10 protein-coding genes and 2 pseudogenes are annotated in these 10827 nt (G+C 69.3%); 7 read left to right on the plus strand and 5 right to left on the minus strand.

What is annotated here, in order from left to right:
- The 5 genes and pseudogenes from VM95_RS35970 to VM95_RS35990 form a co-directional block, all read right to left on the minus strand.
- On the minus strand, positions 1-213 hold a 213-nt coding region (locus VM95_RS35970), incomplete at its 3' end, for an SAM-dependent methyltransferase (protein ID WP_208615593.1).
- A gap of 730 nt (positions 214-943) precedes the next feature.
- Positions 944-1106: pseudogene (locus VM95_RS45750) on the minus strand (IS256 family transposase); the annotation flags it as partial.
- A 470-nt stretch (positions 1107-1576) separates the two neighbouring features.
- The gene (locus tag VM95_RS42995; protein ID WP_157882288.1) at positions 1577-2812 is read right to left on the minus strand and encodes an SMI1/KNR4 family protein; all 1236 of its coding nucleotides are present in this window, start codon (positions 2810-2812) and stop codon (positions 1577-1579) included.
- A gap of 423 nt (positions 2813-3235) precedes the next feature.
- Complete coding sequence (locus VM95_RS35985) at positions 3236-3784, minus strand: GNAT family N-acetyltransferase (RefSeq protein ID WP_045705169.1); 549 nt, start codon at positions 3782-3784, stop codon at positions 3236-3238.
- Positions 3781-5031, minus strand: a complete 1251-nt coding sequence (locus VM95_RS35990) for an NsdA family TPR-like regulatory protein (protein WP_045705186.1) — start codon at positions 5029-5031, stop codon at positions 3781-3783. Before VM95_RS35990 ends, VM95_RS35985 begins: the two co-directional genes overlap by 4 nt.
- 176 nt (positions 5032-5207) lie before the next feature.
- Here VM95_RS35990 and VM95_RS35995 point away from each other — a divergent pair, with 176 nt between their 5' ends.
- From VM95_RS35995 to VM95_RS36025, 7 genes and pseudogenes are all read left to right on the plus strand, one after another.
- Complete coding sequence (locus VM95_RS35995) at positions 5208-5789, plus strand: ATP-binding protein (RefSeq protein WP_052707790.1); 582 nt, start codon at positions 5208-5210, stop codon at positions 5787-5789.
- 367 nt (positions 5790-6156) lie between these two features.
- Complete coding sequence (locus tag VM95_RS36000; protein WP_045705171.1) at positions 6157-7200, plus strand: NAD-dependent epimerase/dehydratase family protein; 1044 nt, start codon at positions 6157-6159, stop codon at positions 7198-7200.
- A gap of 3 nt (positions 7201-7203) precedes the next feature.
- Positions 7204-7479: a MoaD/ThiS family protein gene (locus tag VM95_RS36005; RefSeq protein WP_045705173.1), complete on the plus strand. Its 276-nt coding sequence runs from the start codon at positions 7204-7206 to the stop codon at positions 7477-7479.
- A 20-nt stretch (positions 7480-7499) separates the two neighbouring features.
- Positions 7500-8351 carry an SDR family oxidoreductase gene (locus VM95_RS36010; protein ID WP_045705175.1) on the plus strand — a complete coding sequence of 284 codons (852 nt, stop codon included), beginning with the start codon at positions 7500-7502 and terminating at the stop codon, positions 8349-8351.
- Positions 8338-9285: a formylglycine-generating enzyme family protein gene (locus VM95_RS36015; protein WP_045705178.1), complete on the plus strand. Its 948-nt coding sequence runs from the start codon at positions 8338-8340 to the stop codon at positions 9283-9285. The genes VM95_RS36010 and VM95_RS36015 overlap by 14 nt, the downstream gene beginning before the upstream one ends.
- A 114-nt stretch (positions 9286-9399) precedes the next feature.
- Positions 9400-10401 carry a UDP-glucose 4-epimerase GalE gene (galE, locus tag VM95_RS36020; RefSeq protein ID WP_045705180.1) on the plus strand — a complete coding sequence of 334 codons (1002 nt, stop codon included), beginning with the start codon at positions 9400-9402 and terminating at the stop codon, positions 10399-10401.
- Between the two features lie 89 nt (positions 10402-10490).
- Positions 10491-10827: pseudogene (locus VM95_RS36025) on the plus strand (hypothetical protein); the annotation flags it as partial.

A 10827-nucleotide genomic window follows, 5' to 3' on the forward strand; every position in this document is an offset into this window, starting at 1 on the left:
GAAGGTGCGGTTGGCGCGCACGGCGGTACGCATCGTCGGAAACACCGTCAGAACACGCTCAGCCGCCTCACGGTCAACAGCGAAATTGTCCTTCCCACCAAGGAAGAAGTCATACATCCGCGCACTATGCGGAACATCCTGACGTATCCGCAAACCCACCGGCTCCTCACGCCCGGGCTCGCACGCCGTCATCCAGCTCTCCCCGACGCCCATACCCCACCCCTTCACCACCACACCAAGTCCGCCGCAGTCTAACCAACCCACCAGTAACACGCGGGAACTCGCCCCCACAAACACCCAACACAGCCAGGACAGGACTGAGGAAAGGACGCGCAGCCGGAGTACCAGTCAAGACTTGTAGAGCGGTGGATGCTCAGCTTCGAGCTGATCTGAGCCGGGTGAGTCCTTCGACCGCCAAAAGCTCGTCATCGAGGGGCTCGGCGGCAGCCGGTGAGGCGACGAACAGGAGGACCGCCACATCGGGGTGCTCGTCCTCGTAGAGATCGTCTTCCCCGCCGTCGCCAGGTATGGCGTTCGGCTGAACCTGGAAACGGGTCGTGTCGGCGAGGGTGGACGGCAGCAGCCATCAGCGGATCGAAGAACTCCTCGGGCAGGCTGGCCCGTTCCAGCAGTAGCCTCCGCGCGGCTCCGGCCAGCTGCCGCGCGCGCCGGTCTTCGGGCACGTCGCCCGCAACCCCAAGGTCCAGCAGACGAGCCACTTCGGCTGCGCATGCACGGAATGAACGGGTTGATGCCTCGTGGTGGTCAGCTTCGGTCATGGCAGGATTCTCGACTTCCGGCCTTACCGGGCATGGCCGTCATGGATGAGATCATCTTGATGTGGCTGGTGTGATCACGGCGTCCGAGCCATCCCGGACAGCCCCGCTCGCCGAGCTGAGCCCGCGCGCCTTCCGCACTCTGATGACGGCGCTGCACCGCGAGGGCGCCGCCCGTGATCGTCGGTCTCCGCCGTCAACTCGGCTATGTACTGGTTTTACTCCTGCCTCCAGCGCCGCAGCGAGCATACGGCGAGCGCCCGCCCGGACGATCTCGTCGATTAGGGAGCCGGACTGTGTGGAGCCGTCGTCGGTGACTACGCTGAGCACGGCCTGCCTTCCGCGTCCCCTCCCGAGGCCGATCCACAAGTCCCGAGCATTGCTCGCGCAGCAGGCCTGTGGGCGCACACGGGGGTTGGGGTGCGCCCACAGGGCCGATGCCGGCAAGCCAGGCCAACGCAGGTAGGTCTGCATAAGCTAACTAGGCTCATTTGTTGGCAAGTTGTCAGGGTTTACAGCGAGCCGGGTGGGGGCGGCCGGACAAACTACCGTCCAGCCGACCCGTGACGGAGGGGTACCCGCCTCCCTGCGGGGAGACAGACGGGCAAACGCGGTCCCCGTACTCGGCGTGCCATGTGCGCAGGAGCACGCCGAGGCGGGAGTAGTCGGTGAGGCCGAACGTCTCCACCTACGCCGACTCAGCCCCGCAATACCGCACTCGTACCGGAGGAATGCCACCACCAGCCCTCTGGATCCAGGCTTGGGACGACGCTGCACGCGCCCCTGCCTGATGAGAGCGATCACGCACCAAGGGGCCAGGAGGCGACAAGGGTGCTCTCGGACCCTGGAGGCGCGGCGACGCCGGCCGCAGCGCGGAAGAAACCAACACCCTCGTCGGTGATGCTCATGACCACGAAGCGCTCGGCGGTAGCCTCTCGGTCCGATGACTGCCGGCCGTACTCCCGAAGCGACTCAGGAGCCGGCACGCTCACCGAGAACGTGAACGGGCGATCCTTCGTCACCTCGATGCGGCCGGATGCGGGTGAAGGACCGGCATGGACGATCAACGACTCTTCGCTTGAGGTCGCCTCTCCGTGGGGACCGGAGGTTCGAACGGACAAACGCAGAGGCACGGAGAGCAGCAGCGGCGCGGGGCCCGGCACGCCCAGAGTGATCGAAGCGTTGATCGAGAGGATCCCGTCGCGAAGATGGATACCGAGAAACACCAGTTGCGGAGCCTCGACTGCCGATACCTCCGGTTGGACAGGCGCAACGAGACCATCGCAGTCGGCCCCCGTCGCGAGTTCCCTCAGCTGCGCCACCTGTGCCGCCAGCTCGACCGGGACTTCATCGCGCCGGTACGTGACGCTACCCCCACCTGGACTTGTGATATCGACTGCGACATCGTTTTCGAGGTCGTCCAGCTCATCGTGCAGGTCTTCCAGGTACTGCCACGGGTCGATGTTTTCGGAGTTCAGTCGCGATTCTTCCCGCCAGTGGATGAACCTGGAATGGGGGGCGCCGAAGACATCTCGTCGATCCAGAGGCAGGGATCCTGATTCCCGGAGAAGTCGAACCAGGAATTCTGCCATGCCGTGGGGGTACTCGACGAATTCTCGACGATCGCGCTTCCAGACCACCACCGGCCAGCGGTCCGGTTCAGATCCGACCGACCGCCAGTACAGAAAGCCGTACGCCTCCCCGTAGCTCTTCAGCCTGCCCCAACAGATGAGAGATCCCGATTCCGGCCAAAGCGGGTAGCCAGACCCGGTTTCCTCAAGCCATCGAACACTGGACGCGCACGGCGTCATGGCCAGCATAGCCACGCCGCCTACCCCCTCATCAGGTGAAGCGATCTCCAACTGGTCGTCGATCGACCCCACGCCGTAAACGGCAATGAAGTCTCGGAAATCACTCGGCAGGGCAACGCCCAAGCCTTCCTCAATCGAACGCCAGTCGACAATGTCACCACACGCATCGCGTGGAGGCATCAGACTTCTAAGTGTTTCCACTGCTGGATGCATCGCGTCTTCCACTCCGGCCGATTCCGAAATGCCCACTCTATTTTACCCCCGCCGTCGGCAAGGGACTGGAGCATGACGAACATGAGCTCAGGCCGATATTCACCCATGCTCCCCGTTTCGGACTGTATATGACGTTCGGAACGATACTCACCTGCAGATGCCCCGTCATGCTCAACGCTTCCATAAAGAACGCGTAGGGAACAGTCCGGGTTCCCTCGCATTTTGGCTGAACACGGTAGAGCACCTGCTGGCCGGCCTCGACCTCGTCCCTCACAAGGCCAACCACCCTTCCGGACAGCCGAGTCGGCCACGGATCGGGATGCGCCGGCTCCCGCATCGCCGGTCCCCGGCCGGGCGGGCCGGGGGCCGGGCAGGTCGGCGGGTCCTCGGCGGCAACCGGCCTGCGTTGCCGCTGGCCCGACGACAACACGGTTTCTAGGACGGCGAGTTCTCCGGAGCCGCCTCGGGCGGCCTGTGGAGGGGGCGGACCATGACCGCATAGAGCGGGGCGTCCTCGAACGGGCGCCGCTCGCCGACCTTCGCGTACCCCCAGCGCTCGTACATGGCCTGGACCCGAGGGTGGGTGACGTCGACCAGGAGCACGGCCAGAGCCTCCCCCCGGCCGGACAGCAGCACCTCATGGGTGCGTTCGGCGACGCCGAGCCCCCGCCAGCCGGGGCGCACCATGACCTCGGACACGGCAAAGGTGGAGGTGTCGGCGGGTGGCGGCAGGTGTCCGCGCCACCACTCGCGCGAGTCCTCCAGCGGGGCGCCGTAGGAGTAGCCGACCGGCTCGTCGCCGTCGTAGGCCACGACACAGGCGTAGCCGGGCCGAGAGGTCCAGTGGCGGGCGAACCAGTCGAATCGCTGGACGAACGGGTCGTCGGCCTGATCCCGGTAGGCGTCCGCGTGGACGTCGATGAGCAGGTGCACGTGGTCGGCGGGAAGAGCGCCGGCCTCGTAGCGGCGCAGGACGATCGTCACTGATGGGCTCCCTGGGCGTGGACTCTGTCGGTCCACTCTCGCGTAACCGGCGAGTCCGGCGCCAGGGTGATCAAGCCTCGGTGGAAGTCGCCCAGGAGGCTGCGCAGCCTTGGCGGGAGCGGGTCGGCACCCATCAACGCGTACACACCGGTGGCGGTGTCGGCAGCCTGCTCGATGTCGTGCTGGCCAAGCTGTGCGAGTGCGAGGCGGGCGGTGGCAGAGGCGCGGTTGCGGCGGAACTGCGGGGGAATGCCGGCCAGTGCGCGATGTGACGCGCTCTCGGATTGCGCGCTGTCGCCGAGCAGTTGGTGCACGACGGCGCTCAGCGCTGCCAGCTCGGCCGGCCCGTAGAAAGTGGTCCAGGCCGGGCGTTCGCGCCCGTCCGCGCGGCCGAGCGCATCACAAGCGCGTCCGAGGCACCGCAGGGCGGCCTGCCGGTCGTGGGCTGTGGAGTGGGCGATGGCGGTGCGGGCGTGGGCGAGGGAGGCGAGGAACGGGTCACGGCGGGTCGCCCGGGCGTCCTGGGCAGCGCGGGCGGCCGACAGGGCGGCCAAGGGAGTGTTGCGTTGGAACCCGACCATGGAGAGGCAGTTGAAGACGCGCAGCGTGGTCACGTGGTCGTTGCCGAGTCCGGCCAGGCGCAGAGCCGTTTCCAGGTGGTGCTCGGCGCTGTCCAGGCGGCGGTCGTCGATGCAGGAGAAGCCTGCGGTAGCCGTGTAGTCGGCGGCGAGGCTGTAGAGGCGCTTCTGTACGCTTTCGCTGGTCGTGCATTCGACCTTGCTGAGTGCATGGTTCGCGCCTGCGAGCGCTGCGGCCTCCAAGGACCCGTTTCCGCCGCGATGGTCGTCGAGTTCGGTGAGGGTCTTAAGACTGGCTGTGAGCCGGTCGACGTCCGAATGGCCGACCGCGTGGCCTCGGGAGATGGCGGGCGGGAGGGCAACGGCGGCCGATGCGGCGAGGAAGTTGCGGCGGAGCACGGGTTCCTCCGGTGGCACGTGGGGCTGGGCGGCGTAGGGCGGGATGAAGCCGAGTTGCTCGGGCGTGCGCTTCAGCGCGCGTTCGAGTGCAGTGCGGATTCTGCCCTGCGGCCACCGGGACTGTCCGGAGAGCCAGGTGGCCACCGTTCTGACCGTCAGGGTCCCAGGGCAGCCCAGGGCAAGGAGTTCACGGTTGACCATGAGCACCAAATCGGGCCGCGTGAGTCCCAGTTCCTTCATCACGGCGCGCAGTTCGGGATTGTCCCCCATGCGCTCACCGTAGCCCTCTGGTGACAGGCAGCGCACGTCCGTGCGCAATGGGACGGTCAAGTTTTCCCTCCTAGAGACACCATGCCGCTCCTGTATTTCACTCCCCGAAGATGTCGACGGGGAGTTGAGTAGGCATCAGCACAGCTCGGATGACCACATGCCACGAAAGAGCCGCCATGCGCGCCATCATCGATCTCCGCTTCCAGTTCCCCGCCGACCGCCGAAGCGTCAGCACCGCCCGACAGCGGATCGGCCAGGCATTGCGAGCGGTCTGCGCGGCACCGGACGACGAGCGGATCGCCGACACCCTGCTGGTGTTCTCGGAACTCGCCAACAACGCCGTGCTCCACGCCTGCGACGGCGGGAACCCTGCCGCCGGCCTGACCGCGGAGGTGAGGCTGTGCGGCAACGGCACCATCCGGGTGTCCGTCGCCGACCCCGACCCCCGCAGGCCCATCCCCCGCAAGGCGGCTGAGGACGAGGTCAGTGGGAGGGGCCTCGCGCTCGTCACCACGTATGCCGACCGGTTCGGTGTCGAGGACCTCGGGCCGCGAGGCAAGCGCGTGTGGGCCGAGCTCTTGGCACACGCGTCGCCCTCACAGCCGCCGGGAGCGGCCATCACGGCCGCCGCGCGGAAGACCGAATTGCTGATCGCGCAGTTGCACACGGGCATCGGTGCGCAGACGTCGTTGTCCGAGCCGGCGGTCATCCCGCTGTCCAAGAGCCCGGTGACGCTGGACCGCATACCGGCGGCATGACCGTCTGCCCGTAGGGCCTTCGGCGGCAGGCTGCCGCGGGGAATCGCGGCAGCCTGCCACCAACCTCCAGAGCACCCGCCCCCCAAGGGGCGGGCCGCAGTCGAGCGACGCCGCTGCTCCAACCGGCGCCCCGCCCACCGCACACCGAGCCGATCCGGCAACGGCCGGTTCGGCGAACCCCGGCGGCCTCGTTGGCGAACCGCCGATGCGGAGCCCGGCCTCCCCGTGAGGCCGGGCCCCCGAGAATCCGCCCGTTCCGGCAAGGAACAGGCACGGCCCGGCGGTGGAACCCACGGCGAGGCCGGGCCCGCCGGCCAACCACCCCGATCGACCACAGCCGAATCCCCTGACTTCTGAGGAGCTGACGTTGAACGAGCACGTACTCATCACTGGAGGTGCCGGATTCATCGGCCGACACCTGGCCCTGAACCTCCACCGGCAGGGCCACCCGGTCACGGTGCTGGACCGGCTGGACAACCCCAATGCCCGCTTCAGCGTCGGCGAACTCACCGCTTTGGGCATCGAGGTGGTGGCGGGCGACGTCGCCGACCTCCACCTGGTGCGCGCCCTGATCGACGGGCACCGCACGGTGGTGCACCTGGCCGCGCCCACGGTCGGCGTCGAGCAGATGCTCGGCGCCGCCCAGGCCCACGCCGGCGCGCTGACGTACGCGGCGCAGCTGGCTGCGATGCTCTCGCCCGAGCACACGCTGCTGTTCTCGTCGACGTCGGACGTGTACGGGCTGCACAGCGTGCACTACGGGGACAAGGCGATGGCGGAGGACGACCTGACGGTGTACGAGGCGCCGACCGTGAGTCGCTGGAACTACTCCAAGGTCAAGGCCCTGGCCGAGGAGGTGTTCGCGTCGTGCCCGGCGCGTTCGGTGTCGGTGCGGATCTTCAACACCTACGGGCCGGGGTTCGACTACCCGCAGGCGCGCAGGGTGATCCCGCAGTTCGCGGCCGCGGTGTCCGCCGGCACGGCGCTGCGGGTCAGCGGGCACGGCGGCCAGCACCGGGCGTTCTGCTACATCGGCGACACGGTGGACGGCATCGCCCGGGCGCTGGCCTTCGGGCGCACCCTGCCCGAGGGCGGCAACGCGGTCTTCAACATCGGCAACGACGACCCGGACGCGTACGTGTCCATGCTGCAGCTCGCCGAGACGATGGCGGACCTCGCGGTGGCCCTGGGTTTCGTCACCGAGCGGCCCGTCGTCGACAAGGGCGGCTACCACTACTCCCGGGCCTTCGACGATACGTGGAATCGCCGCCCGGACATCACCCGCGCCCGCGCCCTGCTGGGTTTCGCGCCCCGCACCACCCTGGCGGACGGGCTGGCCGAGGTCCTGGCCTTCCACGCCCGCCAGGCGGGCCGGACGCAGGAGCACTGCGCGAGCCGGCAGGAGGCGTAGGAGATGGCTGTCGTCCGCCTCCCCGCAGCCTGGGCGCCCTGGGCCGCGGGCCAACGCGAGATCCCGGTCGACGCGCCCACCATCGGCGCCGCCCTGCGGGCCCTGACCGAGCAGCACCCGCACCTGCACCGGCGGGTGTTCACCGAGCAGGGCCGCATCGGCTCCTACGTCAACGTCTACCTCGGCGACACCGACCTGCGCTCGCTCGAAGGCGGCCTCGCCACCCCCCTAGACGAAGGCGACACGCTCATGATCGTGCCGGCACTGGCCGGCGGATGACCAACAAGAAGGAGAGGCTAATGCGGATTCTCGTCCTCGGCGCCAGCGGGCTGCTCGGCGGCGCCGTGCACCGCGCCACCGCGCCCGGCGTCCAGGTCGTCGGACTCACCCGGGCCGGGTGCGACGTCACCAGCGCCCACCAGGTCGCCCGGGCGATCGAGCGCCACGGCGCCGACGTGGTGGTCAACGCGGCCGCCCTGGCCGACAACGCCACGTGCAACGCCGACCCGGCCCGGGCCATGGCCGTCAACGTCGGCGCCGCCCGTACAGTGGCCCGCGCCGCCCAGCGCCAGGGCACCACCCTCGTGCACGTCAGCGGCAACATCGTCTTCACCGCCACCGAGGCTCCGGTGGGCCGCCGGGAGTTCGAGCCGGCCGACAACCACCACGGCGGCATCCTCGCCCAGGCCAAGGCCGAAGCCGAACAGGCCGTCCTCGACGACTGCACGCGCGTGCTGCTGATCCGCACCGCCTGCCTGTTCGGCACCCGCCCCGGCGGCGCCTGGGGCGGCCTGCCGGGCCGAGTGCGCCGGGCGGTCACGGCCGGCGAGACGCTGCGGATGGTCAACAACTCCTTCACCAGCGCCGCGTACGCGCCCGACGTCGCCGACGCCCTCCTCACCCTGCTACGCCACGGCCAGCGGGGAATCTTCCACCTCGTCAACGAGGGCTCGACCACCCCCTACACGCTGACCCACCGCCTTCGCGAGCTGACCGGCGCCCACCCCGCCCAGATCGAGGAGACCTTCGCCGAGCACACCGAGTACCGGCTACTCGCCGACGACAAGACCACCGCTGCCGGCGCGCCGATGCGCGGCCTGGAGGACGCACTGCGCGCCTGGCTGAGGGAGGACCAGCATGCCCGGCCGTGACATGGTGACCGTCCCCGCAGGCGTCGCGGTGCTCGGCAGCAGCGAGGACCACCTGGACGGCGTCGCCGCCGTGCAGCACCTGGCCCGAGACTGGTTCGAGGACGAGACTCCGCAGCACCGCACACCGGTGCGCCGGTTCCTCCTCGATCGTCACCCGGTCACCAACGCCCAGTTCGCCCGCTTCGCGAACAGCACCCGCTACCGCACCGTTGCCGAGCAGCGCGGCTTCGGCCTCGTCTACGGACCCGACTTCTGGGACGAAACCCCCGGCGCCACCTGGCGCCAGCCCACCGGCCCGAACGGACCCACCGCCGACCAGCGCCCCGACCACCCCGTCGTCCACATCGCCTGGCCCGACGCCGCCGGCTACGCCGCCTGGTCCGGGCTGCGCCTGCCCACCGAAACCGAATGGGAGTATGCCGCCCGCGGCCCCCACGGACACCTGTGGCCCTGGGGCGATACCTGGAACCCCGACCTCGCCGCCTGCGCCGAACACTGGGCGGGCACACAGATCAACGACGGCCCCGCCTGGCGCACCTGGTGGACCACCCACCACCACACCGCCACCCTGCCGAGCACCCGGCCCGTCACCACCACCAGTGGCACCTCCTGGTGCGGTGCCGCACACCTGGCCGGCAACGTCCAGGAATGGACCGCCACCACCTACCACCCCTACAACCCGAACCGCACCTACATCGACCTCTACCAGCACATCTCCACCCTCGGCACCTACAAGGTGCTGCGCGGCGGCGGCTGGATGGCCTTCCGCTACCAGACGCGCGGCGCCGAACGCATCGCCGCCGACCCCACCTACAGCAACTTCACCACCGGCTTCCGCTGCGCCGCGGACCCGCCCGCCGGCCGAAAGCCGCGGCCACCGCCCTGGCACGCTGACTGTACGTCAACAGCCCTTGTCAGGCGGCTAGTTGGATGATCATCGTGGCCGCCGCGCAGCCGTGGTTCCGGTAGGATCGCGACGGTCGCCGCCCGGTCGGCGCCTCGCGCCACGGGCACCCACACACCCCCAAGCGCGAGGAGAAACCCCGCCGTGAAGAAGTTCCTCATCGCCGGCGGCGCCGGCTTCATCGGCTCCAGCATCGCCTCCAAGCTCATCGACGAGGGCCACCAGGTCGTCATCCTGGACAGCCTCGTCACCGGCCGGCGCGAGTTCACCAGCGGCCGCCCCTTCTACGAGGGCGACATCGCGGACGGCGCCCTCGTCGACCGGATCTTCGAGCAGCACCCCGACATCGACGCCGTCGTCAACTGCGCGGCCCTGATCGTCGTCCCGGACTCCGTCGCCGACCCGCTCGGCTACTACGAGGCCAACGTCGCCAAGGGCATCCAGTTCATCAGCCACCTGGTCCGCAACCACTGCACCCGCCTGCTCTTCTCCTCCTCCGGCTCCATCTACAAGGCCAGCGACGACTTCACCGTCGACGAGAATTCCCCGACCGACCCGCTCAGCCCCTACTCCCGCACCAAGGAGATCTTCGAGCAAATCCTGCGCGACATCGCCGCCGCAGGCCAGCTGCAGGTCGTCTCCCTGCGCTACTTCAACCCGATCGGTGCCGACCCCCAGCTGCGCTCGGGCCTGCAGATCCGCCAGCCCACCCACGCCCTCGGCGCGATGATCGCCTGCCACCACGCCGACAAGCCGTTCCACATCACCGGCACCGACTACCCCACCCGCGACGGCTCCGGCATCCGCGACTACATCCACGTCTGGGACCTCGCCGACGCCCACCTGAAGGCCCTGCTCGACTTCGACACCGTGACGCGCGACGCCGGCGGCTACCAGGTGATCAACGTCGGCACCGGCACCGGCACCACGGTGCGCGAACTCGTCGCGGCCTTCGAGACGGCCACGGGCCGGCACCTGGACGTCGTCGAGACCGACCGCCGCCCCGGCGATGCCGCCGGCGTCTACACCCGCAGCACCCGCGCCGGCGACCTCCTCGGCTGGAAGCCCCAGCACACCATCGAGGACGGCATCCGCGACTCCCTCGCCTGGGTCGCCAAGCGCGACACCGTCATCGGCACCGCCTGAACCACCAGGCGGAGCCACCCCGAGAGGGCGGGACAACCCGAGTCACCGGGCTCTGTCCCGCCCGCCCCACCCGGAAAGCGACCTCCGCCATGCCCGACTTCGAACCCGTCGTCGACCAGCACGAAAGCTGGCTCGCCCTCAACCCCGTCCAGGGCTGCCCCAAGGCCTGCACCTACTGCTTCCTCAAGGACCGCGGCCTCACCCGCGCACGCCCCACCGAACTGGCCAGCCCCAGCCACGCGGCCGCCCTCCTGCTCGCCAGCCCCTACCACCACCCCGGCGCCGCCGTCGCCCTCTACACCTGCACCGACGCCCTCGCCACCCCCCGCACCCGCCGCCACCTCACCCAACTCCTCGACGCCCTCGCCGACCGCCAGGTCACCAACCCGCTCGTCCTCATCACCAAGTGCCGGATCACCGACGACG

The organism is Streptomyces rubellomurinus (assembly GCF_000961885.1).
Taxonomy (GTDB): Bacteria; Actinomycetota; Actinomycetes; order Streptomycetales; family Streptomycetaceae; genus Kitasatospora; species Kitasatospora rubellomurina.

Bases quoted from the DNA above. Each gene is read 5' to 3' on its own strand.
- VM95_RS36005 (WP_045705173.1), top strand. From the start codon at position 7,204: ATGGCTGTCGTCCGCCTCCCCGCAGCCTGGGCGCCCTGGGCCGCGGGC.
- VM95_RS36010 (WP_045705175.1), top strand. From the start codon at position 7,500: ATGCGGATTCTCGTCCTCGGCGCCAGCGGGCTGCTCGGCGGCGCCGTG.
- VM95_RS36015 (WP_045705178.1), top strand. From the start codon at position 8,338: ATGCCCGGCCGTGACATGGTGACCGTCCCCGCAGGCGTCGCGGTGCTC.
- VM95_RS35990 (WP_045705186.1), bottom strand. From the start codon at position 5,031: ATGGGGGACAATCCCGAACTGCGCGCCGTGATGAAGGAACTGGGACTC.
- VM95_RS35995 (WP_052707790.1), top strand. From the start codon at position 5,208: ATGCGCGCCATCATCGATCTCCGCTTCCAGTTCCCCGCCGACCGCCGA.